Source organism: Microbacterium sp. AZCO, assembly GCF_039614715.1.
Taxonomy (GTDB): Bacteria; Actinomycetota; Actinomycetes; order Actinomycetales; family Microbacteriaceae; genus Microbacterium.
In genome coordinates, this window is record NZ_CP154857.1 from 2453272 (window position 1) to 2477225 (window position 23954).

The following is a 23954-nucleotide window of genomic DNA, read 5'->3' on the forward strand; positions in this document are numbered from 1 at the left end:
TTCGACGCACTGAGCAGTAACGTCGCTCGAACGGAAAGGACACAGCGATGAAGTACCTCATGCTCGTGGTGGTCGACCCCAGCCTGGAGAAGGACGGCGAGCCGCCCGTCACGATCGAAGAGTGGGTGGGCGAGACCTACGGCAACGGCAAGGCCACGGACGGAGACCGCCTGCGCCCGCCCGCCGACGCGAAGACGATCCGCCGTCGGGGCGGCAAGGTCATCGTCACCGACGGACCGTTCGCCGAGACGCACGAGTGGATCGCGGGCTTCGACATCCTCGACGTCGCCGACCTCGACGAGGCGATCGAGGTCGCTTCTCGGCATCCCATGGCCACCGACGGCATCATCGAGCTGCGGCCCGCCTGGCCCCTCGACCTCTGATCGGACGGCTCAGGCTCTGGGCGCCGCGCGACGCGCGCCGGCCAGGGCCTGGGCCTCGGCTTCGGCCTCGCGGGCGAGGCGCTGCGCGCGGATGCCGCTGGCCAGCACCCAGGCGAGCAGCCACACGACGGTGATGAGCAGGATGCCGAACGAGGTGCGCAGCGCGACGTCCTGATCGGGCATGACGAGGAGCGGGACGAGCGACAGCACGCCACCGACGACCGTGCCGACGGCACCCGTGAGCGCCAGGCCGCAGGAGCCCCACAGCCACCACACCAGCCCGCCGGCCGCGACGAGCGCGACCGACGAGATCACCGCTCCCCACAGCAACTCGTCCATCGAGGCCCAGAGTACGCGCTTTCCCGGGCGAACACAGGACCACCGGCGGCGTAACGGCGGCTGACGTCTCAGGCGAGGCATCCCGCGCCCGGGTACGCTCGAAGGCGTGACCGAACGCGCCCCACTCTCCCGCAAGCTGTCCGCCATCGCCGAGTCCGCGACCCTCAAGGTCGACGCCAAGGCCAAGGCCCTTCAGGCGGCAGGTCGTCCGGTCATCAGCTACGCGGCGGGCGAGCCCGATTTCGCCACCCCGCAGTTCATCGTGGACGCCGCCATCGAGGCGCTCCACGACCCGGCGAACTACCGCTACACGCCCGCGGTCGGCCTTCCCGTGCTGCGCGAGGCGATCGCCGCCAAGACGCTGCGCGACTCGGGCCTGGAGGTGCAGGCGTCGCAGGTCGTCGTCACGAACGGCGGCAAGCAGGCGGTGTACCAGGCCTTCCAGGCCGTCGTTAACCCGGGCGACGAGGTGCTCCTCCCAGCTCCGTACTGGACGACGTACCCCGAGGCCATCGCCCTCGCCGACGGCGTGCCGGTCGAGGTCTTCGCCGGCGCCGACCAGGACTACAAGGTGACGGTCGAGCAGCTCGAGGCCGCTCGCACGCCGAAGACGACGGCGCTCGTCTTCGTGTCGCCCTCGAACCCGACGGGCTCGGTCTACACCGCCGACGAGACGAAGGCGATCGGCGAGTGGGCCGTCGAGCACGGCATCTGGATCATCTCGGACGAGATCTACCAGAACCTCGTCTACGAGGGCACGCGCGCCGTCTCCATCGTCGAGGCGGTTCCGGATGCCGCGGACCAGACGATCCTCGTCAACGGCGTCGCCAAGACCTACGCCATGACGGGCTGGCGGCTGGGCTGGATGGTAGGCCCCGCCGACGCCATCAAGCTGGCCGCGAACCTGCAGTCGCACCTCAGCTCGAACGTCAACAACGTCGCCCAGCGCGCCGCCCTCGCGGCACTGACGGGCCCGCAGACCGAGGCCGAGGACTTCCGCCTCGCGTTCGACCGCCGCCGCAAGCTCATCGTGTCGGAGCTGTCGAAGATCGAGGGCGTCACGGTGCCCAACCCGCTCGGCGCCTTCTACGCCTACCCCGACGTCACGGGCCTGCTCGGCCGCGAGTGGCGCGGCAAGCGCATCGAGACGTCTCTCGAGCTCGCCGACCTCATCCTCGACGAGGCGGAGGTCGCCGTGGTCCCGGGCGAGGCGTTCGGCCCGTCCGGCTACCTCCGCCTGTCCTACGCGCTCGGCGACGACGCGCTGCTCGAGGGCGTGAAGCGCATGCAGGAGCTGTTCGCGTAACGATGAGGATCACCGAATCCGCCGACTGGCGGGACGCCCTCCCGTTCGAGTCGCCCGTCCTGCTGGCCGAGGTCGTGCCCGGTGAGCCCGCGCGCTGCGCCGGGTGCGGTCCCGACGTCGATCCGCGGCCGCGCGACGAGCTGTGGGCGTACAAGCACCGGCACCCCAACAACCACGCGGGGTTCGTGCGGTTCTACTGCGCGACGCATGTGCCGGCCGCGCGTCGCGCGCCCGCGGCGGCACCCGCGCCCGTCCGCAAGGAGCGCGCCCGCTCCGCTCCGCGCGCGACGGCGGCTCCGGCGCGCCGCGCGCCCGACCTCGACGTGACGCGCGCGATGTGCCCGGACTGCTTCGTCGAGGTGGCCGCGAACGGCGTGTGCGGAATGTGCGGGCGCCAGGTCGCCTGATCGCGGTCGACCCCGCCGAGTTCGGGCGTCCGCCCGCCGCGAGATCAGGAGAAGGCCTCGAGATCAGGTCACCGCGACGCGAATCGCCCTGAGCCCGACGCCTCGCCCTGATCTCGTGACCGCGTCAGAGCTCGACGCCGACGAGCACCGGCTCGGGCTGCAGGATGAGCCCGAACTCGGCCTGCACGCGGCCCTGGATGAATCGCGCCAGCTCGGCGAGCTCCTCGGCCGTGGCGTTTCCCCGGTTCGTCAGCGCGAGCGCGTGCTTCGACGAGAGCGCCGCGCGCGAGCGCGGAAGCTTGAAGCCCTTGCTGACGCCGGCGTGCTCGATGAGCCACGCGGCGCTGACCTTCACGTCGGGCTGACGCGTCTCGGCCGGCGGCACATAGCCGTCGAACGACTCCAGCGGGATGACGAGCACGGGGTCGAGGTCGGGCGCGACGGGCCACCGGGGGCACTCGTCAGGGAGCGTCCGGGCGAACGACGCCGAGACGACGGCGTTCTGGAAGAACGACCCCGCGCTGTACGTGTCGGGGTCTGCGGGGTCGAGCACCATGCCCTTGCGGCGGCGCGTCTCGAGCACGTGGTCGCGGATCCAGGCCACGGTGACTCGCTGCCCCTCGGCCAGGCCGAGGGCCGTGCGCAGCTGGGCGCCCGCGATCGGTCGCTCGGCGTGACCGATCTCCGCGAGCTCGAGCGTGACCGACAGGATGACCCCGGCCCGCAGCGGCGCCGAGCCGTAGTGGTGCTTGAGCACCGACGTGCGGAATCCGAGGCCCAGCTCGGCCGCGGACACCGTGGACACCTCCCCCGTCGACGCGTCGAGCAGCTCGACCTCGACGAGGGTCTGCACGATCTCCTGACCGTACGCGCCGATGTTCTGCACGGGGGCCGCGCCGACGGTGCCCGGGATGCCGGACATCGCCTCGATGCCGGCGAGCCCCTGCTCGACGGCGTAGGCCACGAGGGCATCCCAGTCGTGGCCCGCCTGGACGCGGAGACGGGCGAAGCCAGGGCGGGGCGACGGCATCCGCTCGATGCCGTCGGTGAGGACGCGCACGACGGTGCCGTCGAAGGGCTCGTCGCCCGCGAAGAGGTTGGAGCCTCCGCCGAGGACGAGCCACTCGTCGCCGTCGCCCCACACCTCGCGGAGTGCGGCGACCAGCTGGTCGGTCGTGTGCGCGTCGATCATGCGCGCAGGCACGCCGCCGGTGCGCAGCGTCGTGAGCTGCGCGAGCGGAAGGGGCTCGACGTGGGGCATGCGGTCAGGCGAGACGGACGCGGACCTGCGCCTTGCCGAGCACCGTCGTGTCGGCGTGCGACACCGTCAGGTCGATGCGGGCGGTCTCGTCGTCGACGGCGCCGACCTTCGCGACGACCGTGACGTCGGCGCCCGACTCGGGGTCGACGACGACGGGACGCGTGAAGCGGACGCCGTACTCGACGATGCGGCCCGCATCGCCGAGCCACGGCACGACGGTCTCGACCGCGAGCCCCATGGTGAGCATGCCGTGGGCGAGCACGCCCGGCAGGCCGACGGATGCGGCGACGTCGTCGCGGTAGTGGATGGGGTTGAAGTCGCCCGAGGCGCCCGCATAGCGGACGAGCGACTCACGGGTCAGATGCACGGTGCGCTCGGCGACGACGTCGCCCACGGCGATGGTCGCGCCTCGAGAGGTCTCGCTCACTGGTCGCCCTCCCCCACGAGAAGCACGGACGTCGCGGTCACGACATGGGCTCCGGAGGCATCCGTGATCTCGGACTCGCTCGTCACCATCGCCGCCGCACCCATGCTGCGGATGCCGGTGACCGACAGCCTGGCGGTGAGCTCGTCGCCCGCCACGATCGGGCGCGACCAGCGGAACCTCTGCTCGGCGTGCAGCACGTTCTGCAGCACGATGCCCGAGTCGGGCTCGGCGAGCAGCTGCTGGAGCGTCGCGTCGGTCACGACGATCGCGAAGGTCGGCGGTGCGACGACGTCGGCGTAGCCGAGCGCCTGCGCGGCTGAGGGGTCGGTGTGCTGGGGGTCGTCCGCGAAGACGGCGCGGGCGAACTCGCGCACCTTCTCACGGCCGACGAGGTAGGGCGACGTCGGCGGGAAGTCCCGCCCGACGAGCTCGGGGTTCACTGGCACCGTGCCATCCTACCGAGCGCGTTGAGACCGCCCCGCCCGGCGTCCGTAGCCCGTGCTCTCGCCGAACGCCCACGCTGTGCACGGCGCGAAACACGGGCTCTCGGCGAGAGCACGTGCTATGGACAGAAGAAGGAGCGGAGGATGGATGCCTCAGGCCCGGCGCCCGCGGACGGCGCGGACCGCCATCTGCACCGCGATGAACGCGAGGAAGATCGCGAACAGGACGTTGGCGACGAAGGGGTCGAGGAGGGTCGCGATCCAGGCGCCGAGCGCCGTCGTGGTACAGGCCGCGAGCCCGACCGCGATGGCGGCCGTGAGGTCGACGTTGCCGCGACGGAGGTTGCCGACCGTGCCCGAGATGGCCGTCGGGATCATCATGAGCAGCGACGTGCCCTTCGCGACGAGGTCGCTCGTGCCGAACAGCAGCATGAGCGCGGGAACCACGACGATGCCCCCGCCGACGCCGAGGAGGCCGGAGAGGACGCCCGTCACGACGCCGAGGACGACGAGCCCCGAGATCGTGAGGATCGTGAGGGGGAACTCCGTGTCGCGCGAGGGGATGACGATGAAGAGGTTCACGATCACGACGGCGAGGAACGCGACGAAGCCCCACCGGAGCGCCGTGACCGAGACCTTCGGGAGGAGCCACGTACCGATCTGCGCACCGACGACGGCGCCGGCGGCGAGGATGAGCGCGGGAATCCAGGCGACCGATCCGTGCACGGCGTAGGACACCACTCCGACGGCGGCCGTCGGGACGATCGCCGCGAGTGACGTGCCGGCCGCGAGCCGCTGGTCGAACTTCAGGAGGAGCACGAGAAGCGGCACGATGACCGTCCCGCCGCCCACGCCGAAGAGGCCCGACATGAGGCCGGCGAGCAGTCCGATGCCGATGCAGGCGACGAGGAAGGACGGGGCGCGGCGGACCCGTGCGGGCGTGTCGCTCACGGCAGGACGATGTTCGCGTCGTCGATGACCCAGGTCGAGTCCGAGGGGATCACGACATAGTCGTAGCGGCGGGTCGCCGGAGCCGGTGCGGCAAGCGGCGCTCCCGCGTCGTCGACGAGCGAGACGTACGTTTCCGTGGTCGAGACGATGATCTTCTCTCCTTCATGCGAGACGGCGTCGACCTCAAGATGGTAATCGTCGCTCCCCTCGGCGAACGATTCGGCCTCCTCGGTGAAGCCGGGGCACTCCGGCAGCAGCAGCCGCGCACGGAAGGCCTCGGTCGTCGCGGCGAGGTAGTCGCGGCAGCTCGCCCGCGCCCACGCGTCGTCGTAGCGCTGGACGGCCGCGACGGCCGCCTGCTCGTCGGCGTCGAGCCCCGCGGACGCCGCGGGCGTCGGCGTCCGCGCCTCGGAGGCGGCCTTGAGCCACAGCGGCACGAGAAGGATCGCGAGGACGATCAGCGCAAGGGCGATGGCGCCGAGGATCGACCACGCGAGCCAGTGGCGCTTCGTCCTGGGTCCGGCCCCATCCGGGTCCACAGGAGGCGCCGCGGGAGGCGAGCTCATGGGGAGAACCCTAGCGAAGCCGTGTTACCGCCCCGCGTCACGGGCCTCGGCTCACACCATCCCAGCCGCCATCAGGCTCGGGTTCGGGTCGCGCCACTTCTGGGCGGACTGCAGCAGCCAGAACAGCATGAACAGACCGAGTGCGATGAACTCGCACACGAAGATCGGCGGGACGTCGGCATCCGGGATCTCTCCTCGCGCGATGAACGCGATCACCACGACGATGTCGACCACCATGGCCGCCGCGATGACGATGTTCGTGATCGCGAGCGCGCGCGAGGGCTGCACCCACAGCGGATCGCCGGGGTGCGGGAACGCGTTCCACACGGCGACGGCCGCGATGAGGAGGAAGAAGATGCCCGAGGCGGCGAAGTGGCCGACGGCGAGCATCCACTCCCGCGCCCACGTCCACGCGACGAACACCGCGACCAGCACGGCGATCGAGACCAGGATGGATGCCGCGACCTGCCGCCACGTGAGCCCTTGACGCCGGCGGATGATGAGCGCGGCGATGACGAGGATCGCGCCCACGACGAGGTACGTCGAGACGCCGTTGCCGACCGCGGCGCGGTACTCGAGCGGCACGCACGGCGTGTCGGCCGGACACGTCGCCTCGACCCCTGGGATGCCGCCCGGGTACATCGGGGTCGGGATGAACGCGATGAGAGGCGCGAGCAGCGCCGCCGCGTCGAGCAGATTGCGCTCGACTCCGCGGCCCGACAGCGCGAAGAGACCGAAGGATGCTGCGACGAGCGCCGCGACGAACGCGTCGCCCGCGGGGGTGTAGTAGTACGCGCTGATCGAGGGCAGGAGCCCGACGTCCGCGAACGCGAACCCGACGGATGCCGCGATGACGACGACCGTGGCGGCGATGCCGAGGCGCACGTAGCGGTAGGTGCGCATGAGCGAGGTCTCGACCGGAACGGCGGTCACGGCATCCATCCCCCTCTGCTCTTCTGCCGTCCACGCTAGCGGCGAGCGCCGACGTCGCCGCGCGGCGACATCGTGTTACAGGTTTGCTAAGTCCTGACGATTCGAGGGGACCGCGGGACGCACCGTGCCTATCGTGGAGGCAGACCCGTTGCCGCGTCTGCCGCCGGAACCCCCAGTCCGGCGGGCCTGGCACCCCAGCGGGCGTTCTCACCGCGTCGGCGGGTTCAGGTCCCCTCGGGAGACCGCCGGGAACGCGGTCCCGAGGGGGCCGTCAATCCTCCCAGCCACCGGCAGATCCCTTGAGGCAGGGAGCGGGGCGGAGGTATGACGGGGAGATGACGGCGGAAGGGCAGCAGGTGGGGAGCGAAGAGCGGGCAGCATCCCGCTCCCCCGACCGCGCCGGCGCAGTCGAGCACCTGACGGCAGCGGAGTGCTGGTCGCTCCTCGAGGGCTGCGACCTTGGTCGGCTCGCGGTGGTCGGTGGGGATGGGACGCCCGAGCTGTTCCCGGTCAACTACACCGCACACGAGGGATCGCTCTTCTTCCGGACGGCCCGCGACAGCAAGCTCCTGCATATCGCGCACCATCCCAGCGTCGCCTTCGAGATCGATGGAGAGACCGACGGCCGCTACTGGAGCGTCGTGGCGAAGGGCGCCGCCGAGCGGGTGACGAGCGATGCGCTGATCCGCGACAGTGGCGTGCAGCGTCTCGCCTCGCTGAGCCCGACCGTCAAGCACTTCGTGGTCCGGATCGGTGTCCATGCCATCACGGGCCGTCGCTTCGCCGCCGTCCGGCGTCATGCCGATCCGCTGCAGGCCTTCGAAGGGGATGCCGGAGCCTCGGCCGGGCCGGAGGCGGATGCACGGTCGCGTTCGCAGCGGCCGGAGCCAATCCCGCACCGCCGGCCGACGGCGGACAGCGCACAATCGAGCGGGGCCTCACGATCCGAAGACCGTGAGACCCCGCTCGGATCAGGCGCGCCGGATCAGCCGCAGCTGTAGGCCCCGAAGCTGCCGTTCGTCACGGACGAGACGGGCTTCCCGTCCCGCGTGGCCGTGGCGGACACCTCCATCGTGCCCCCGGCGACGCTCACGACCTTCGCCGCGGAGCTCACCGTCGTCGACTTGCCGGGGGCCAGGCCCGCGAGCGTCGACGTGCCGTACGGGGTCTTGACCTCGAGCGACACCGGGATGACGTCGCTGTTCTTGACGGTCGTCCCGAGGTAGACCTTGCCCGCGACGCAGCGGAGGAGCGTCGTGACCTGCACGACCGGTCCCGTTGGGGGGAGCGTGATCGTCTGCGGAGCCACGCTCTCGAGCGTCGGCTTCACCGTCTTGATAAGGCCGTCGGTCCCGAACTCGAGCTTGTCGATCGTGGTCTCGCGGTGGGTCCCGTCGCCGCCCGGCATCCCGAACCGGTGGTACGCGATGTACCAGTCGTCGGTCCCCGGCACGTTGATGATCGAGCTGTGCCCCGTGGCCTTGATGCCGAGCGACAGATCCTTCTGCAGGATGACTCCCCGGTAGGTCCACGGTCCGTTGATGCTCGTCGCGGTCGCGTAGCCGATGCGGTAGTTCTCCGAACCGGTGTCGTCGATCGAGTAGGTCAGGTGGTAGACACCCTGGCGGTAGTTGAGGAAGATGCCCTCACGGAAGTCCGTGAGTCCCGTAATGCGCTGATAGGTGCCCGCCTTGATCGACACCATGTCGTCGTTCAGCTCCGCGATCACCGGCGAGCCGTTGCCCCAGGCGAGATACCACTTGTCCGTCACCGGATCGTGGAACGCCGCGGGGTCGATCGCCTGTCCCGACGTGACCGCCTCGTTGTTGAGGATCATCGCCGTCGGCTGGGCGATGAACGGTCCCTCCGGGCTGTCAGCCACGGCGACGCCGATCGTCTTGCGGTTGTACGTCGGGTTGTGGCCCGAGAAGTAGAAGTAGTACTTCCCGCCGCGCTCGATGATCGTGGGTGCCCACGCGTTGCCGGTCGCCCACGGCACGTTGCCGTTCGCGCCGTCGAGCGTCAGGAACGGCTGCTCGGAACGCGTCCAGTCGACGAGGTTCTTCGACTTCCACACGAAGAACTGGTTGCCGCCCCAGCCCGGGAGGCCGTCGGTCGTCGCGTAGATGTAGTACGTGTCGCCGAAGACCGCGATGTTCGGGTCGGCGTAGAACCCGGGCAGCACGGGGCTGTTGACGACGCGCGCCTCGAACTTCCAGGCCACCGTCGACCCGTCCGGCTTCGTGAGCGTGTACGTCACGGGCTGGGTGAGGTTAACCGTGGTGCCGGATGCCGGCGACACGGTGGCGCCGGGGACCGTGGAGAACGTCGGGGCCAGAGCCGAGACATCCGTCCCCTTCTTCACGGGGAGCACGACCGAGTGCGCGGTCGCATCCACGATGGGCGCGAGCTTGAGCGCATCCGCGTTCTGAAGGGAGACGTCCAGCAGCTGGTCCGTGACGCCCGCGTTCGAGAGCACCTCCGTGGCCGACAGCGCCCGGTTGAAGACCTTGACGTTGTCGAACCAGCCCTGGAAGTACCCGTCCGCCGAGTAGAACGACTTCCCGAGGTACGCCGCCAGGTTCGGCCCGAGGTCGCCGATCTTGGCACTGAGCGCCTCATTGGCGCCGAGCTTGATGCCGTCGGAGTACACGGTCATCTTGTTGTTCTCAAAGACGACATCGATGTGGTGCCACTGACCCGAGGTCACGGTGCCGGTCACCGCTGACTCGTTCTGCCACGAGGTCTGCGTGATCGCGCTCCGCACGTCACCGCCGCGCACCCGGAGGAAGTAGTACTTGTCCGTGTCGGCGCCGAGGGCGAAGGTGAAGAAGTTCCCGCTCGTCTTCTCGGACTTGACGTCCATCGACACCGTGACGGTGTTGCGGCCGTCGAAGAACCCGGTCGGGAAGGCCGCGAAGCCGTTCGCGGAGCCGTCGAGCTTGAGCGCCTTGCCCTTCACCGCGTCGGTCGCGACCGCCGCCGTGCCGCTCTTTGTGAGGTTCGCCGTGCCGACCGAGTCGTTCAGCGTCCCATCGTCGAACGTGTACTGCGCGATCGGACCCTCCTGCGGCTCCTCCGGGTCGGTCGGGTCGACCGGCTGGTCGCCGTACGCCGCGAGCAGGGTCTGCTGCTCGGCCGCCGAGAGCCGCAGCACGGACCCATGGCGGAAGGGCTGGTCGAACGAGTACTGGTTCGCACCCGACCCCGCGCTCAGCTGCGTGAACTGCAGGCTCGACAGTGTGTCCGCCGTGTGCGCGTAGTAGCCGCTCTGGTCACCCATGACCGACCACTTACCGCTGGGCAGCTGGTAGACCGTGAGACCCTCCATCGATGCGCGCAGGCCGTGCGCGGCCGCCTCTCCGCGGGCGATGACCGTGGTCCACGGGCCGTCGAGGCTCTTGGCCGTGTCGACGACGGTGTTCCAGTCCGACGTCGCGAAGCGGTAGTAGGTGTCGCCTTCCTTCGCGATCGTCGTGTCGATGATGTTGGGCCCGGTGAGTCCGTCGCCCTTGGCGTTGAGCGACTGCCAGATCTCGGGCTTCGTGAACGTCGTGAAGTCGCGGGTCTTGGTCAGGTAGACGCGCAGAGCCCAGTCGTTCGTGCCGTTGTCGGTCTTGTCACGGGCCGACCAGTAGACGTAGTACTCGCCGGTCGCCTCGTTGTAGATCGCCTCGGGCGCCCACACGCAGCCCGCCTGATCGAAGCCCGCGAACACGATGCGCTGGTTGCCCCAGTGCACGAGGTCGGTGGACTCCCACACGACGATGTTCTGGCTCGCGTTGAGCTGGTCCCAGCCGGAGCCGCCGGCCCCGCCGCCCTCGGCGTGGAGGTCGGTCCCGATGATCCAGTACTTGTCGCCCTCGGGCGAGCGGACGAGGTGCGGGTCGCGCACACCCAGGTCACCGGCGAGGTTCTGCAGGATGGGCGCGTTCTTGTTGAGCTTCGACCAGTGCAGACCGTCCTGGCTGTAGCCGTAGAAGATCTTCTCGTAGCCGCCCTGAGCGGCGAAGTGCGTCCACAGATAGCCGGCGGTGTAGTTCTTATCGAGTCCGACCGGGGCGGCCTTCACCGTCACGGGGATCGCCCGCTGCACGCCCTGCGACGCGACGGATGCGGTGAGGGTCACGACCGTGTCGCTGGCCCCGCGCGTCACGACGCCTGCGGCCTTGCCGCCCTGGGCGGTCGTCGTGATGACGCCGGCCGGGCTGGCCGTCCACGTGATGGCGCTGCCGTTCTTCGCGCCGGTCGACGGCAGCGTGATGTTGCCGCGGACATCGCCCGCGTTCGGGATGCTGATCGCGTCGAGGTCCGCCTGCGCGAGGGCCTGATCGCCCGGCTGCGGCAGCACGGTCGCCGCGAACTGCTTGGTCTGGGTCGCGCTGCCCTTCGTGAGGGTGGCCGTGAGGGTCACGCTCGCCGCCGGCTGGCCGGCCGCCGGACGCGTCACGACCCCGGTCGCCGAGATGACGGCCGCGCTGCTCGAGGCCCAGGAGACGCTCGATCCGTTCGCGGCCGTCGTCGGCAGGGTGAGGTTGGCGGTCACGGCGCTGAGGTCGCCGAGGGAGAGGGATGCCGCATCCCGCTGCAGCTTCGTCGCATCGGTGGGCGCGAGTGCGGCCACCTCGGTCGCCGTGAGAGCGGAGTCGTAGATGCGCACTTCGCGGAGACTTCCGGCGAGGTACTTGTCAGCGGTGTACACCGAGCGTCCGAGGTAGTTGGCGGTGGTCACGCCGCCGCCGATCGCACCCGGCGTGATCGTCACGCCGGTCTGCTGGCCGACCTGCACGCCATCGAGGTACACGCGGGCGGTGTCGGACGCGTCGTCGAGCGTGTAGGTGATCGTCTTCCACACGTCGCGCGCGAGATTCGCGCCGCTGTTGACCGTCTGCTCGGTCGTCCAGTTGCCGGTCGCGATCGAGGTCTTGTACGAGTTGCCCGTCGAGTAGAGATAGCCGTTGCCGACCCCCGCGCTGTCGGTGTTGCCGAAGCCGTAGATGAAGTACGGCGTGCCCTGCGCCGCGCGCACCAGCACCTCCGCGCTCACCGTGACCGACGTCAGGCCGGCCAGCAGGTTGTTCGGCAGCTTGACGTGGTCGTCCGCCCCGTCCAGTCGCGCTCCCTCACCTCCCGTCAGCGTCGGCCCGCCGACGTAGGCGGCGTTGCGACCGGCACCGGAGGCATCCGTCGCGACCGTGCCGGAGGTCTCGTTCAGGGGGTAGTAGGCGACCAGGTGCGGGTCCGCCGCAACGGCCGGCTGCGTCGCGACGAGGGCTCCCGTGAGCCCTACCGCGAGGACCGACACGCCGGCGACGAACCGGCTGACGACACTCTGCTTCATTGCACATCCTCTTCAGGCCGCATCCTCGACGAGCGGTCCGTTCGTGATGTTATCGCTCACAAAGAGCGCAGTGCAATGAAGCGATCAGAGTCGATCATCGCCTCAGCGCGGCGCGGGCGGATCAGCCGCGATGACCGCTGTGATCGGCGACATCGGGTTCGGCGCGCAGCACGTCGGCGATCTCCTCCTCGGGACGCGGAGCGACGTTCTCGTCCTCTTCGAGCTCGGGAACGGTCGGCTCCCCCGGCGCCGGGACATGATCGTGTGCCGAGTGCCCGGTCTGACCAGCTGACATGGATGCCCCTTTCGACGTGTCCTCCACCGTAACCCGGCGCTCGAGTCGGCGGTCCCGACGTCGAGCGCGGAACGCCATCACCACGGATCAGGCGTCACGCCTGGTCCGCGTTCGCCGCGGTCCGGAGCCCGGCGAGTGCTTCCGCATCCATGTCGAGGAAGTCCTTCGTCTGGGGATCCTCGGTGATCTCCCGGGCGAGGTCGGAGTCGACTCTGCTGAGCGCCGCCGCGAAGCTGCTCGGCGCTGCCTCGTCGCGCTCATGAAGCCTCGTCGCGATGTGGTGCACGAGGTCGGCGCGGCTCCAGGTGTGCTCGATGGTCTTCCCGGCGTACCAGTCGCGAAGGACCTGGTCGTCGAGCGTGTCGAGGAGCTCGACGATGTAGGCCCACGGCAGCTGTCCGACAGGCTGCTGGACGATTCCGCTCCGCTCGGGCCATTCGGCGGCGAACACCCGCATGGACTGCACGTCGGAAGGCGCGAAGCCCCGCATCGACGGGAACCGGTGCTGCAGATCCGCGGCGAAGCGAGTGACGCCGCCGCTCTTATCTTCGCCCGTCTCCTCCAGGTCGAGGATCGTGCGGCCGATGCGCCAGTACAGCGCGACGAGCTCGGCGTTGGCTCGCCGCTGCAGCGTGAAGCGCGACTCGCGCACGCGGCGTTCGAGGGCATCGAGCGTCTCGGCGTAGTCGGCGGGGTCGTTCTCTGTCACGGCACCAGCATCCCCATCCCGCGCGCCTCGGTCCAGGGGCTTGCTTGATGTCGGAGGATGCGTCTGCGCCGTCACCGTGTCACACCGGCGGGCCGGAGAGGACCACCTGCACTGGGCCGCCGCCCCGCGGAACCTCGAAGGTGCCCGCGCCGGATGACGTGCGTGCCGAGTACCGCCCCGCGAAGCCGCGCACGCGGACGTTGCCGTCGGCATCGGTGCGCAGACTGCGAGCGGGATGCCACCACTCGCCGCGAATGAGGCGGTGCAGAGCCTCGAAGCTCGGCTTCGGCGATCCGTCGGCGCGCAGCAGACCCGAGGGCGCGCCCAGCCATGCACCGGCATCCGTCAGTCCCCAGTAGGTGAGCGATTCCACCGCCGTGTGCGCGAGGACGGTGCGATAGTGGCGGACGATCTCTTCGGCCTGCCGCGCTTCGCCCTCGTCGGTGCTGGGCCACGAGTCGACGACGTAATCGTTGAGATCCTCGATGTGCGGCGGCATGATGTCGCCCGACACGAGCGTCGTCTCGGTCATCTGGAGGGGAAGCCCGAACCTCGCGAAGCGCTCGATCTTCTCCGAGAGGTACTCCTCACCGCGGAATCCCTGATGCATGTGGGTCTGCAGTCCGATCGCGTCGATCGGGATGCCGGCGGCGAGACACTCCTCGATGAGGGCCTCGTACGCCGGCGACAGGTCGAAGTCGTTCAGCACGAGGCGCGCCCGAGGATTCGCCGCCCGTGCGGTCTCGAAGGCCAGTCTGACCATCGCGACGCGCCCGCGCACGTCGGCCAAGCGGGTGATGGCATTCTCCTCGGCGGTGAAGACGGGGAGGATCACCGCCTCGTTGATCGCATCCCACAGATCGATCAGCCCCGCGAAGTCCGTGACCTCCCGGGTGATCCGCTCCCGCACGACGCGCTCCACCTCGTCGGGATCGAGAGGCATCAGCCACTGCGGGGCAAGCGTGTGCCAGACGAGCGGGTGGCCCTTCACCGTCACACCGTGATCGACGAAGTACTGGGCCGTCGCCTTCAGCCGCTGCCGATCCGTGACGCCCGGAGACGGCTCATAGCCGCGCCAGTAGAACGGCAGGGTGACGGTGTTGAAGAGCTCCAGCCAGCTGGGCAGGATCGACCGGGCCACGCCGAGATCTGCTCCGCCGGAGACGGGCGCGGCGGGGTCTCCGGCTTCGCCGGCCCCGCCCCCGAGGAGGCCAAGGAAATCGAAGCCGATATTGCCGAAGCCGAAGGCGTGGCTCTCCTGCTCGACGGTGATCGGCTCGTACGCGAGGGGCTGGCCATCGGCTCCGGTGACCCGAAGATCGACGACCTCGAATCGGTTGTCAGGCGAACGGGGCGACATGGATCACTCCTTGCGAGCATCCCGGACTATCTCCGACGGATGCATCATCGAAAGTTTTCGAATTTGTTGACGAGCACGACATATTACCTACGATAGGTCAGCGGGCAGGAGCAACGACCTGCCCGGCTGTGTCACATCCCCCTCGCCCCGTGCAAAGGAGCATCTATGCGGGCATCTCGTCCCCTCATCGCCGGCGTCATCGCGCTGGCATCCGTCGCGGTCTTGCCGACCGCCGCCTTCGCCGCGCCGGCGCCGCCGGCGAACCCCAACGCATCCGACCATTCCGCCGTGATCGGCGAGAACTCGCTGCGTGCCCTGGCCGACGAAGCGGGCATCAAGATCGGAGTGGCCGTCAACACGGATCTGCTCGCGACCAACGGCAAGTACCGCAACATCGTCAACACCCAGTTCTCCAGCGTGACGCCGGAGAACGTCATGAAGTGGGAGACGGTCGAACCGACGCGAGGCGTGTACAACTGGGCGCCGGCAGAGGCGCTCATCGCGAATGCGCAGGCGAACGGCCAGGTCGTGCGCGGGCACACGCTGGTATGGCACAACCAGCTGCCCACCTGGCTCACGAGTGGGAATTTCAGCCCGGCGGAGCTGCGCTCGATCCTTGAGGACCACGTCAAGACCGTCGCGTCGCACTTCGCCGGTCGGATCCAGCAGTGGGACGTCGTCAACGAGATCTTCGCGGACGACGGCACTTTCCGGCAGACGATCTTCTCCCAGGCCTACGCGGCGCTGGGCCTGTCGGCTGAGCAGTACATCGGAGATGTCTTCCGCTGGGCGCACGAGGCGGACCCCCACGCTCTGCTGTTCTACAACGACTACAACCTGGAGTTCACGGGGCCGAAGAGCAACGCCGCGTACGCCTTCGTCCAGAAGCTTCTCGCAGCCGGCGTCCCGATCGACGGCGTGGGCTTCCAGGGGCACCTCGACACCCAGTACGGCTACCCCGACCTGCAGAACAACCTGCAGCGCTTCGCGGACCTCGGCCTGCAGGTGGCGTTGACGGAAGTGGACATCCGCACCTTCGTCACCAAGAAGAACAACGGCACGTACACGAACACCCCCGCCGATCCGGCCGAAGGCGCCCAGCAGGTCGACTGGTGGGCACAGACCCTCGAGGCCTGCCTCGCCGTCGAGGCGTGCACGTCATACACCGTGTGGGGCGTGTCGGACGCGAACTCGTGGATCCCCGGGGTCTTCACGGGCCAGGGCGCCGGCCTTCTCTTCGACGATCACAACAACCCCAAGCCGCAGTACGACGCGCTGCGCGAGGTGCTGCGGAACGCCGCCTGACCCCGCGCTGAGCCCTCCACGCGGCACACCCGGTCGCTACAGCGTGGGCGGTGAATGAGAACAGTCGAGACCGGAGCTCCTGCGGGGGCTCCGGTCTCGTCCTCGTCGACGACAGTCGGTCGATCCGAGAGCACTCAGACCGGTGGTGCGACTCGAGACGTCGAGGCCCGGACGATCAGCTCGGTCGGCAGCGAGATCGAGCGCGCGGGCCGATCATCGAGGGCGAGGAGGATCTGTCCGAGTACTGCTTCGCCGATCCGCTCGAAGTCCTGGCGAACGGTGGTGAGGGGAGGCATGAAGTGCGCGCTGCCGGGCATGTCGTCGAAGCCGACCACGCTGACGTCCCGGGGAACCTCGAGGCCGCGCGTCGACAGGCCGTGGATGACCCCGAGCGCCATCTCGTCGTTGCCGGCGAAGATCGCCGTCGCGTCACCCACGCGGGCGCGATCGGCGCCGACCTCGAAGCCGCTGGCCGACGACCAGTCGCCGAGCACGGTGCGCAGGCTCGCCCCCGCGTCCTCGACGGCCCGGCGCGCCGCCGCTTCGCGCGCAGCGCCGACGGCACCATCCAGCGGACCGGCCAGATGGAGGATCGAGCGGTGGCCGAGGGCGAGGAGGTGTTCGACGGCGAGCTTCGCTCCCCCGGCTTGATCGGCGTCGACATGGATGAGGCGGTCAGAACCGCCGCTGCCCACGACGACCACGGGTATCCGCTCCGCCACCTCGCCCAGCGTCGCGGGCGATTCGGCGGGGGGTCCGATGACACACAGGCCGTCGACGCCCTGCTCGTCGAGCTGCGAGATGCCCTCCTCCACCTCGCCCGGTGCACCGGAGTGCGAGAAGGCGGCGATCGCATATCCGGCACCCCGCGCGGCGCGTTCCAGGCTGAGCACCGTGCTCTTGGGGCCGTACTCGCTGGGCGAATGGACGAGAGCGCCGATGCGCATGGTGCGCCTGGTCGCGAGTGTGCGCGCCGGCCCGCTGGGGCGATACCGGATCTCCTCGATCGCGGCTTGAACCCGCTCGCGAGTGTCTGGCCGGATACTCGGCGCTCCGTTGAGCACACGTGAGACGGTCATGTGGGACACGCCGGCCAACGCCGCCACATCGTAGATGCTCGGCCGCTTGCGCCCGTCGGCGAGGTTGTCGGTCATGAGCGTGCTGCCATCCGGGCTCTGCTCAGAACCCTGAGGCGAGTCGATGGAAGGCCTCGACATCGCGCGATGGGAGCTCAGGAGTCGTCATCGTCGGCTGCTCTTCCTCGCGCACGCGCGATCGGGTGGCGATCGGACACGATCGTGTGGCCGATCCCTTGAAGCGACGACTCGATCTTGCGCCCCGATGCACCTCCTGCGCGTGAATTTGCGCACAATTCGACGGGGAGTGCGGTCGACCACGCGTGGCTCAGCGACCTCGCCGCGTGACGGAGGCGCACCGGTGGACGAAGACGTGGGCGTCGGGCGTCGGGCGTCGGGCGTCGGGCGTCGGGCGTCGGCAGTCACCCGGCAACCGACGGGTTATGCCGTCGTTCGCCCCCCGGCGGTGCGTGCACTGCGATCCCGGCCGACGAAGATGCCGAGCGCGATCATGCCGACTCCGAGAATCAGATGCAGGGTGTTGTCGGCCGCGTTCACGGGCACGATGTTGGCCTCGGGCGCTTGGAGAACGAACAGCCCGTACACCCAGAGCGCGATGTACACGACGCCGCCCCAGATGAGGAAGTTGCGCGATGCCTTCGCCCGGGTCGCGACGGCCAATCCCACGGCACCGAACAGCAGGTGCACGATGTTGTGGAGCACCGACACCTGGAACAGTCCGAGCAGCAGCGCATCGGAGTGCGCGCCGGCGCCCTCGAGGTGATCCATCGGGTTCGTGAGGCCAGGGATGAAACCGGCGATGCCGACGATCAGGAAGACGATCCCCACGATGAGGGCCGTCTTCTGGACCGCCGTCCCGGCGTAGCGCGCGGTGCGCCCATCGTGCGTGCCGTCGACCATGATGACTCCTTCTCGGTTCGGGATGCGTCACGCTAGGTTCGCGTTTCACCCGCCGATGAGGGGCTTGACATCCTCGCCCTGAGGCCGCTCGCGCAGGCCACCGCGTCGAGGGCCTCCCGCAAGGTGCCGAACGACGATTCCGGCCACTGGTCGCGCACCCAGAGCACTTCGACCCGTCCGTTCTTGCAGTCCAGATGGGCGAGCACTCGACGAGGGTCGTTCTCCGGCAGGGTCGCATCGCACGCGACCCACTCACCGTCCCCCACCCCGAGCAGCTCCGCGCCGCCCGCTCGGCTGGATCCTGTCCCGGTCGGCATGCGCCCCTCCTCGCATCCATGGCAGCGTGTCCAGCCACGGTGAAGCGCATCGCGGGACAGGTCTCGGGGCTTGACTGGCAGAGGAGGATCGGCCTAGCCGGTGGCTCGCCTCGCCGGCACGCCGGCATGAGGACGATCACTCCTGCCAGGGGATGCTTCGATCCGCGATGTGCTGGGTGACGCCGGCATCGTCGAGCATCCTGCCGATGGCACGACGGGTGATGGCGAGATCGCGCTCGCCGATGAGGCTCCGCAGTCGTGTCTCGAAGGCCGCACGCGCTTCGCGGGCGAGGCCGATCGCGACACGCCCTTCCTCGGTCAACTCGACGATGCGGGCTCGCTTGTCCCGGGGGTCTGCCCTCCGCACGACCAGCCCGATCCGTTCGAGCTCTTGCACATGCTTGGATGCGCCCTGCTGCGTGATGCGCAGGTCTGCGGCGAGTGCCGTGATGGTCTGCTCACCGGTCAGCAGTCGCTGGAAGATGAAGCCGTGCGCACGCGTCACGCTATACCCCCGCGCTCGCATGGCCTGAAGGACATCGCGATCGGCAAGCCCTCCGGCGAGGGAGAGCAGCGTCGCGGTGTCCAGGTCCTCCGCTGACGTCGGCGTGATTTCGACGGACTTCGGTGCGCTGGTCATGGAGCTAGATTACACAACCACAGTTGTGTAATACTCGCGGCATGAACCTGCCAGAGAACACGCTCCACCCGACCGCGGTCGAGCAGCTCGTACGTCGCTACTACGCGCTCGTCTCGGATCTCACCTCCACCGAGGCGGACCTCACCGGCCTTCTCGACCCGGATGTCAGGTGATCGAGCATCCGAATGCGCTCATCCCTGCCGGCGCCGAGCGCGACCTGGCACAGACTCTCGAGGGATTCCGGCGCGGAAAGGCGCTGTTGCGCGAGCAGGATTTCGCCGTTCACGATGTGATCGTCGACGGCGACCGCGCCGCCGTGCGGGCCACCTGGAGAGGTGTGGTCGGGGCGTCGGCAGGACCCTTCCGCGAAGGCCAGGAACTGCTCGCCCATGTCGCCGCGATACTCAGCGTCGCCCACGGCGCGATCATCCGGCACGAGACGTTCGACTGCTACGAGCCGTTCGCCACAGCCCCGGTGTCGTGACGGTATGCCCGCGTGGGAACTCGGCGAGCCCCAGCCGTGGACGCCGATGACTTCGCCGGAGGCGATCCGAGGCCTGCGCGAACGCGTGCGGCGCACGCAGTGGCCCGACATCGAGGACGTTCCCGGATGGTCGGAAGGATCCGACCCGCGCTATCTCCGGGACCTCGCCCACCACTGGAGCGAGCGCTTCGACTGGGCGGCGCGGGAAGCGGACGTCGCGAAGCATCCCTGGTTCGATGTCGCCGCGTTGCGGACCGGCATCCCCTCAGGTCACGAGGTCAGTGCGCGGATCCGGTTCATCCATGCGAAGGCCGCCGTGAGCACGGGTCGCCCCGCACTCCCGCTGCTGCTGTGTCACGGGTGGCCGGACTCGTCGTGGCGATACCTGGAGGTCATCGATCGACTGACGAATCCTGGCGCCGAGAGTGACACACCGACGGGTGGCTTCGACGTGATCGTCCCGGAGATGCCCGGGTTCGGGTATTCGACACTCGCGGGGCCGGCGCTGAACTCGATCGAGGTCGCCGAACTCTGGGCCGCGCTCATGCAGCGCCTCGGATACACCCGCTATCTGGTCGCGGGAGGAGATATCGGAAGCGCGGTGAGCCGTTACCTCGCGCTCAACCACCCCGGTGAGGTGATCGCCGTGCATCGGATGGACGCGGGGCTTCCGGTCTATTCCGGCGATCCCGGTGCCCTCTCCGACAACGAGAGGAAATGGATGCGGGATGCCGCCGCGTGGAGCGCTCGCGAGGGCGCATATGCGGCCATGCACCGCACCAAACCCGTCACGATCGGCGCGGCACTCTCCGACTCCCCCGTCGGGTTGGCGGCATGGGTCGTGGAGAAGCTCCACGCGTGGAGCGATGGGTCGCACAGCAGCATCCCGCCCTTCTCCATGAACGCGATCCTCGATCTGGTCACCACCACGTGGATGAGGAACAGCGTCACACCCGGCATCCGGATGTATCGGGCGAACGCCGCCATTCCGCCGGAGGAACACGCGCGACGCGTGGAAGTGCCATCCGGCTTCTCCCTCTTCCCCGCCGACATCCTCCCGCCTCCACCGGAATGGCTTCACCGCGTCGCCGACGTGACCTACGTGAGCCACCCGACCCATGGAGGCCACTTCGCTCCACGCGAGACCCCCGACTCGTATGTGCACGAGCTGCGCGCCTTCTTCCGCCCGTGGGGGTGAGCACGACGCGATCGACGCGGGAGCTGCGCGCGCTGCTCCCGCGGGCGGTGATCTGTCGGGGTCACGGGTTCGGACGTAGGCTGAGCGCACAGCGCAGGATTGTTGGTGCCCATGATCATCGACACGTCAGACAGGGACGTCACGGCCGAAGCCCTCAGCCACAGCTTCCCGGGGCTCGGGCTCGCACCGAGCTCGGACGGGCGCCCGTTCCGGTTCTTCCATTCCCGCGAGCAGCGGGGCTTCATCACCTACTCGCGCATAAGCGTGGCGGGCTCCCTGCGAAGCGTGGGCTCCTACCCGGAGGAGTTCGCAGTGGCTCGTCGGCTCGGCGGGAAGGTCTCACTGGAGTACGGCGCGCACGCGATCGACACCAGGGGTCCCTACCTTCGCCCCCCCGGGAGAATCCATCGTCCGCTTCGCGGACTCCCGCACCGAGCTCATCAGCCTGGAGCCTGCGCTCGTCAGAGTCCATGCCGCGCGCTATCTGGAGGGATCCGGCCGACGACTGCTGTCGCCCACCCCTGAGCGCAGCAGGCCCTCCTCGCACGGCGCACGGCTGCGACAGCGAACCTGGTCGCGGAGGACCGCGGCGATTCTCCTGTCTTGTCGAGCGTGGTGCGGGATCTCGTGATCGCCACCTTGCTCGTCGCATTTCCCGTGACGGCAGAGGTTGCGCCGGCGTCGGGCGTGAATGCCCTCCCCCGAGCAATCCGGCGGGCGACCGCTTACATCGAGGAGAACCTCGCCGCACCCATCTCCGTCACCCAGATCGCCGACGCTGCGCGCATCTCGGTGCGCACTCTGGAGTACGCCTTCCGCCGTCACTTCTCGACGACACCCGGCGCGTATCTTCGGGTGGCCCGGCTGCGACAGGTGAACGCCGAGCTGCGAGATGCGGATCCGGCCACGACGACCGTCGCCGACGTGGTCCGGCGGTGGGGCATCACCCTCCAGGGCCGCTTCGCCGCAGAGTACCGCGCGGAATTCGGAGAGAACCCCTCCGAGACGCTGAGACGCTGAGCCGCGCAGCCGCTGAGCCGCTGAGCGGGAAGAGCCGCTGAGCCGCTGAGCGGGAGGAGCCGCGAGCGCCTGAGCGGCGACAGCCGCACGCCCACGCCGACGTACACGCAGCGTCAGGTTGCCTTCTGCGATCATTCGCTAGATAAACTAGCGATCTGGGCCATAGTGAAGAGCGACACGTTCCCATGCAATCGAGGGAGAGCCATGAGTGTGCCGATCATCTCGGTCCGGGACGTGCGCAAATCGTACGGCCGAGGACAGAACCGCTTCGATGCGCTGCGAGGCGTGAGCTTCGACATCCACGAGGGCGAGAGCATCGCCATCGTCGGCAAGAGCGGATCCGGGAAGTCGACCCTCATGCATGTGCTGGCACTCCTCGACGCTCCCGATTCCGGCACGGTCGAGCTTGAGGGAGTGGATACCTCCACTCTGCGCGGACGGCGATTGAACCGCACACGCAACAAGACCTTCGGCTTCGTGTTCCAGCAGTTCTTCCTCACGGGGAACGCCTCGGTGCTCGAGAACGTGATGCTGCCTTTGAAGATCGCCGGTATCGGGCGCGCCGAGCGCCGCCGCCGGGGCCACGCGGCGCTCGCGCAGCTCGAGCTCGACGACAAGGCCAAGAACAAGGCGGTCAACCTGTCCGGAGGCCAGAAACAGCGTGCGGTCATCGCCCGCGCGCTCGTCAACGACCCTCGCATCATCTTCGCCGACGAGCCGACGGGCAACCTCGACTCGGCCACGGGAGCGATCGTCGAAGACATCCTGTTCGAGCTCAATCGCGACAACGGCATCACGCTCGTCCTCGTCACGCACGACGAAGAGCTGGCCCGCCGCTGCGACCGACGCTTGTCGATCAGGGACGGACTGCTGATCGAGGACTCCGCGGCGGTGCCCGCGTGAGCACCGCCGACCTCATCGGCTCCGCCATCGCCAACACGTTCCGCTCCAAGACGCGGACGATCCTCACGATCCTTGCGATCTTCGTCGGCGCTTTCACCCTCACTCTCACGAGCGGGCTGGGAACCGGCATCAACGCGTTCATCGACGACACGGTCGAATCGATCGGCGCTTCCGACGTCATGACGGTCACGACGACTCCCGAGGGAGCGACAGGAGTAGACGCCACCGACCCGGTGAAGTACAACCCGGATGCGATCCCCAGCGGACAGCCCGGCCCTCCCGGCACCACCGTGGTGGCGCTGACCCCAGCCGACCTCGACACGATCGCCGGGATCGAGGGGGTGCGCGAAGTCCAGCCCACTCGCACGATCTCGCCCGACTACATCCAGGCGGGCGACGGCACGAAGTTCGTCATCGGGGTCGGCACCCTCATAGCCGGGCAGACGATTCCGCTCGAAACCGGAGTCACACCCGACGACGCAGCCGCCGACCATCAGCTCGTCCTTCCCGTCGCCTTCGTCGAGCCCATGGGTCTCGGAAGCGCGAACGAGGCGATCGGTCAGACCGTGACCCTCGCCGTCACCGACGCTGAGCGCACGCAGCACCTCGTCGACGCGACGGTCGTCGGGGTCGCCGAGCAGGGCCTCGCCTCCCCCTCGGGTGCGAGCATCGTCCCGAACAAGGCTCTCAGCGACGCGCTCTTCGACGCGCAGAACATCGGCGTCCCCGCAGACCAGATGGATCGGTACGCTCAGGCGAGCGTGTTCTTCGACCCCGCTGCCACCGACGATGACGTCGCAGCCCTGAAGGAGCGTCTCAACGACGCGGGCTACACGGGATCCACCGTCGCCGACCAGCTCGGGCTGTTCAAGACCGTGATCGACGGCATCGTGCTCGTCCTCAACGCCTTCGCCGTGATCGCCCTCCTCGCTGCGGGCTTCGGCATCGTGAACACGCTCTACATGTCGGTCCAGGAGCGCACGCGCGAGATCGGCCTCATGAAGGCGATGGGCATGGGCAACGGCCGGGTCTTCAGCCTGTTCAGCCTCGAGGCCGCCTTCATCGGATTCCTCGGCAGCGCGATCGGCGTGACCGTGGCGATGCTCGCGGGCAGCGCACTGAGCTCCTGGCTCTCCACATCGGTCCTGTCTGACCTGCCGGGCCTCACCCTCATCGCCTTCGACCCGCTGTCCATCGCCGGCATAATCATCGTCGTCATGGCGATCGCGTTCCTCGCCGGCACGCTGCCCGCGGCGCGGGCGGCACGCGCCGACCCCGTGGAATCACTCCGTTACGAGTAGCCCGCGGGCGGCTCCTCCGCGGCCGCTCGGCGGCAGGACGAGGCGGTCGACGGCGCCGTCGCCCGGGC

25 protein-coding genes are annotated in these 23954 nt (G+C 69.0%); 11 read left to right on the plus strand and 14 right to left on the minus strand.

All coding sequences use genetic code 11. From position 1 onward, the window contains the following. Nucleotides 1-47: 47 nt before the first annotated feature. The gene (locus AAIB33_RS11480) at nucleotides 48-383 is read left to right on the plus strand and encodes a YciI family protein (RefSeq protein WP_345800092.1); all 336 of its coding nucleotides are present in this window, start codon (nucleotides 48-50) and stop codon (nucleotides 381-383) included. A 9-nt stretch (nucleotides 384-392) separates the two neighbouring features. On the opposite strand, the gene AAIB33_RS11485 is transcribed toward AAIB33_RS11480, so the two are convergent. After that, on the minus strand, nucleotides 393-722 hold the full coding sequence (locus tag AAIB33_RS11485; RefSeq protein WP_345800093.1) for a hypothetical protein: 330 nt from the start codon (nucleotides 720-722) through the stop codon (nucleotides 393-395). A gap of 106 nt (nucleotides 723-828) precedes the next feature. Here AAIB33_RS11485 and AAIB33_RS11490 point away from each other — a divergent pair, with 106 nt between their 5' ends. Next, nucleotides 829-2028, plus strand: a complete 1200-nt coding sequence (locus AAIB33_RS11490; RefSeq protein ID WP_345800094.1) for a pyridoxal phosphate-dependent aminotransferase — start codon at nucleotides 829-831, stop codon at nucleotides 2026-2028. Nucleotides 2029-2030: 2 nt separating this feature from the next. Beyond that, nucleotides 2031-2435, plus strand: coding sequence for a glucose-6-phosphate dehydrogenase (locus tag AAIB33_RS11495; protein ID WP_345800095.1), 405 nt, complete (start codon nucleotides 2031-2033; stop codon nucleotides 2433-2435). A 124-nt stretch (nucleotides 2436-2559) separates the two neighbouring features. On the opposite strand, the gene AAIB33_RS11500 is transcribed toward AAIB33_RS11495, so the two are convergent. The 6 genes from AAIB33_RS11500 to AAIB33_RS11525 all read right to left on the minus strand — a co-directional run bounded on the left by AAIB33_RS11500 (nucleotide 2560) and on the right by AAIB33_RS11525 (nucleotide 7025). Beyond that, complete coding sequence (locus AAIB33_RS11500) at nucleotides 2560-3696, minus strand: UDP-N-acetylmuramate dehydrogenase (RefSeq protein WP_345800096.1); 1137 nt, start codon at nucleotides 3694-3696, stop codon at nucleotides 2560-2562. A 4-nt stretch (nucleotides 3697-3700) separates the two neighbouring features. After that, nucleotides 3701-4123 carry a MaoC/PaaZ C-terminal domain-containing protein gene (locus AAIB33_RS11505; protein ID WP_345800097.1) on the minus strand — a complete coding sequence of 141 codons (423 nt, stop codon included), beginning with the start codon at nucleotides 4121-4123 and terminating at the stop codon, nucleotides 3701-3703. Then, a complete protein-coding gene (locus AAIB33_RS11510; RefSeq protein WP_345800098.1) occupies nucleotides 4120-4569 on the minus strand; it encodes a MaoC family dehydratase N-terminal domain-containing protein in 450 nt (149 codons plus the stop codon). The genes AAIB33_RS11505 and AAIB33_RS11510 overlap by 4 nt, the downstream gene beginning before the upstream one ends. Before the next feature lie 150 nt (nucleotides 4570-4719). After that, complete coding sequence (locus AAIB33_RS11515) at nucleotides 4720-5517, minus strand: sulfite exporter TauE/SafE family protein (RefSeq protein WP_345800099.1); 798 nt, start codon at nucleotides 5515-5517, stop codon at nucleotides 4720-4722. Then, nucleotides 5514-6083 (minus strand): hypothetical protein, encoded by a 570-nt coding sequence (locus AAIB33_RS11520; RefSeq protein ID WP_345800100.1) that lies wholly within the window; start codon nucleotides 6081-6083, stop codon nucleotides 5514-5516. The genes AAIB33_RS11515 and AAIB33_RS11520 overlap by 4 nt, the downstream gene beginning before the upstream one ends. A 51-nt stretch (nucleotides 6084-6134) precedes the next feature. Next, complete coding sequence (locus AAIB33_RS11525; RefSeq protein ID WP_345800101.1) at nucleotides 6135-7025, minus strand: hypothetical protein; 891 nt, start codon at nucleotides 7023-7025, stop codon at nucleotides 6135-6137. Between the two features lie 326 nt (nucleotides 7026-7351). Here AAIB33_RS11525 and AAIB33_RS11530 point away from each other — a divergent pair, with 326 nt between their 5' ends. Continuing rightward, nucleotides 7352-8017 (plus strand): pyridoxamine 5'-phosphate oxidase family protein, encoded by a 666-nt coding sequence (locus AAIB33_RS11530; protein WP_345800102.1) that lies wholly within the window; start codon nucleotides 7352-7354, stop codon nucleotides 8015-8017. Here AAIB33_RS11530 and AAIB33_RS11535 read toward each other — a convergent pair. The 4 genes from AAIB33_RS11535 to AAIB33_RS11550 form a co-directional block, all read right to left on the minus strand. After that, nucleotides 8002-12357, minus strand: coding sequence for a family 43 glycosylhydrolase (locus AAIB33_RS11535; RefSeq protein WP_345800103.1), 4356 nt, complete (start codon nucleotides 12355-12357; stop codon nucleotides 8002-8004). The genes AAIB33_RS11530 and AAIB33_RS11535 overlap by 16 nt on opposite strands. Before the next feature lie 121 nt (nucleotides 12358-12478). Then, nucleotides 12479-12652 (minus strand): hypothetical protein, encoded by a 174-nt coding sequence (locus AAIB33_RS11540; protein ID WP_345800104.1) that lies wholly within the window; start codon nucleotides 12650-12652, stop codon nucleotides 12479-12481. Nucleotides 12653-12746: 94 nt separating this feature from the next. Next, on the minus strand, nucleotides 12747-13361 hold the full coding sequence (locus tag AAIB33_RS11545; protein ID WP_345800105.1) for a DUF1016 N-terminal domain-containing protein: 615 nt from the start codon (nucleotides 13359-13361) through the stop codon (nucleotides 12747-12749). A 79-nt stretch (nucleotides 13362-13440) separates the two neighbouring features. Continuing rightward, nucleotides 13441-14721, minus strand: a complete 1281-nt coding sequence (locus AAIB33_RS11550) for an endo-1,4-beta-xylanase (RefSeq protein ID WP_345800106.1) — start codon at nucleotides 14719-14721, stop codon at nucleotides 13441-13443. A 165-nt stretch (nucleotides 14722-14886) separates the two neighbouring features. Between AAIB33_RS11550 and AAIB33_RS11555 the strand changes: the two genes are divergently transcribed. Continuing rightward, nucleotides 14887-16026 (plus strand): endo-1,4-beta-xylanase, encoded by a 1140-nt coding sequence (locus tag AAIB33_RS11555; protein ID WP_345800107.1) that lies wholly within the window; start codon nucleotides 14887-14889, stop codon nucleotides 16024-16026. A 134-nt stretch (nucleotides 16027-16160) separates the two neighbouring features. Here the strand turns inward: AAIB33_RS11555 and AAIB33_RS11560 are convergent, their stop codons facing one another. The 3 genes from AAIB33_RS11560 to AAIB33_RS11570 all read right to left on the minus strand — a co-directional run bounded on the left by AAIB33_RS11560 (nucleotide 16161) and on the right by AAIB33_RS11570 (nucleotide 18980). Next, a complete protein-coding gene (locus tag AAIB33_RS11560; RefSeq protein WP_345800108.1) occupies nucleotides 16161-17180 on the minus strand; it encodes a LacI family DNA-binding transcriptional regulator in 1020 nt (339 codons plus the stop codon). Nucleotides 17181-17543: 363 nt separating this feature from the next. Then, nucleotides 17544-18023 carry a DUF4383 domain-containing protein gene (locus AAIB33_RS11565; protein ID WP_345800109.1) on the minus strand — a complete coding sequence of 160 codons (480 nt, stop codon included), beginning with the start codon at nucleotides 18021-18023 and terminating at the stop codon, nucleotides 17544-17546. A 453-nt stretch (nucleotides 18024-18476) separates the two neighbouring features. Next, the gene (locus tag AAIB33_RS11570) at nucleotides 18477-18980 is read right to left on the minus strand and encodes a MarR family transcriptional regulator (protein ID WP_345800110.1); all 504 of its coding nucleotides are present in this window, start codon (nucleotides 18978-18980) and stop codon (nucleotides 18477-18479) included. A 41-nt stretch (nucleotides 18981-19021) separates the two neighbouring features. Between AAIB33_RS11570 and AAIB33_RS11575 the strand changes: the two genes are divergently transcribed. The 6 genes from AAIB33_RS11575 (at nucleotide 19022) to AAIB33_RS11600 (ending at nucleotide 23886) form a co-directional block, all read left to right on the plus strand. Then, entirely contained in the window at nucleotides 19022-19153 is a 132-nt protein-coding gene (locus tag AAIB33_RS11575; protein WP_345800111.1) for a hypothetical protein, read from the plus strand. After that, nucleotides 19150-19464, plus strand: coding sequence for a nuclear transport factor 2 family protein (locus tag AAIB33_RS11580; RefSeq protein WP_345800112.1), 315 nt, complete (start codon nucleotides 19150-19152; stop codon nucleotides 19462-19464). Before AAIB33_RS11575 ends, AAIB33_RS11580 begins: the two co-directional genes overlap by 4 nt. A 4-nt stretch (nucleotides 19465-19468) precedes the next feature. Then, entirely contained in the window at nucleotides 19469-20662 is a 1194-nt protein-coding gene (locus tag AAIB33_RS11585; RefSeq protein ID WP_345800113.1) for an epoxide hydrolase family protein, read from the plus strand. A gap of 657 nt (nucleotides 20663-21319) precedes the next feature. Next, nucleotides 21320-21682: a helix-turn-helix transcriptional regulator gene (locus AAIB33_RS11590; protein WP_345800114.1), complete on the plus strand. Its 363-nt coding sequence runs from the start codon at nucleotides 21320-21322 to the stop codon at nucleotides 21680-21682. 204 nt (nucleotides 21683-21886) lie between these two features. Next, the gene (locus AAIB33_RS11595) at nucleotides 21887-22585 is read left to right on the plus strand and encodes an ABC transporter ATP-binding protein (protein ID WP_345800115.1); all 699 of its coding nucleotides are present in this window, start codon (nucleotides 21887-21889) and stop codon (nucleotides 22583-22585) included. After that, entirely contained in the window at nucleotides 22582-23886 is a 1305-nt protein-coding gene (locus AAIB33_RS11600; RefSeq protein ID WP_345800116.1) for an ABC transporter permease, read from the plus strand. The genes AAIB33_RS11595 and AAIB33_RS11600 overlap by 4 nt, the downstream gene beginning before the upstream one ends. Nucleotides 23887-23954 lie beyond the last annotated feature (68 nt).

Bases quoted from the DNA above. Each gene is read 5' to 3' on its own strand.
- AAIB33_RS11480 (WP_345800092.1), top strand. From the start codon at position 48: ATGAAGTACCTCATGCTCGTGGTGGTCGACCCCAGCCTGGAGAAGGAC.
- AAIB33_RS11485 (WP_345800093.1), bottom strand. From the start codon at position 722: ATGGACGAGTTGCTGTGGGGAGCGGTGATCTCGTCGGTCGCGCTCGTC.
- AAIB33_RS11495 (WP_345800095.1), top strand. From the start codon at position 2,031: ATGAGGATCACCGAATCCGCCGACTGGCGGGACGCCCTCCCGTTCGAG.
- AAIB33_RS11500 (WP_345800096.1), bottom strand. From the start codon at position 3,696: ATGCCCCACGTCGAGCCCCTTCCGCTCGCGCAGCTCACGACGCTGCGC.
- AAIB33_RS11520 (WP_345800100.1), bottom strand. From the start codon at position 6,083: ATGAGCTCGCCTCCCGCGGCGCCTCCTGTGGACCCGGATGGGGCCGGA.
- AAIB33_RS11525 (WP_345800101.1), bottom strand. From the start codon at position 7,025: ATGGATGCCGTGACCGCCGTTCCGGTCGAGACCTCGCTCATGCGCACC.
- AAIB33_RS11530 (WP_345800102.1), top strand. From the start codon at position 7,352: ATGACGGCGGAAGGGCAGCAGGTGGGGAGCGAAGAGCGGGCAGCATCC.
- AAIB33_RS11535 (WP_345800103.1), bottom strand. From the start codon at position 12,357: ATGAAGCAGAGTGTCGTCAGCCGGTTCGTCGCCGGCGTGTCGGTCCTC.
- AAIB33_RS11540 (WP_345800104.1), bottom strand. From the start codon at position 12,652: ATGTCAGCTGGTCAGACCGGGCACTCGGCACACGATCATGTCCCGGCG.
- AAIB33_RS11550 (WP_345800106.1), bottom strand. From the start codon at position 14,721: ATGTCGCCCCGTTCGCCTGACAACCGATTCGAGGTCGTCGATCTTCGG.
- AAIB33_RS11555 (WP_345800107.1), top strand. From the start codon at position 14,887: ATGCGGGCATCTCGTCCCCTCATCGCCGGCGTCATCGCGCTGGCATCC.
- AAIB33_RS11560 (WP_345800108.1), bottom strand. From the start codon at position 17,180: ATGACCGACAACCTCGCCGACGGGCGCAAGCGGCCGAGCATCTACGAT.
- AAIB33_RS11565 (WP_345800109.1), bottom strand. From the start codon at position 18,023: ATGGTCGACGGCACGCACGATGGGCGCACCGCGCGCTACGCCGGGACG.
- AAIB33_RS11570 (WP_345800110.1), bottom strand. From the start codon at position 18,980: ATGACCAGCGCACCGAAGTCCGTCGAAATCACGCCGACGTCAGCGGAG.
- AAIB33_RS11575 (WP_345800111.1), top strand. From the start codon at position 19,022: ATGAACCTGCCAGAGAACACGCTCCACCCGACCGCGGTCGAGCAGCTC.
- AAIB33_RS11585 (WP_345800113.1), top strand. From the start codon at position 19,469: ATGCCCGCGTGGGAACTCGGCGAGCCCCAGCCGTGGACGCCGATGACT.
- AAIB33_RS11595 (WP_345800115.1), top strand. From the start codon at position 21,887: ATGAGTGTGCCGATCATCTCGGTCCGGGACGTGCGCAAATCGTACGGC.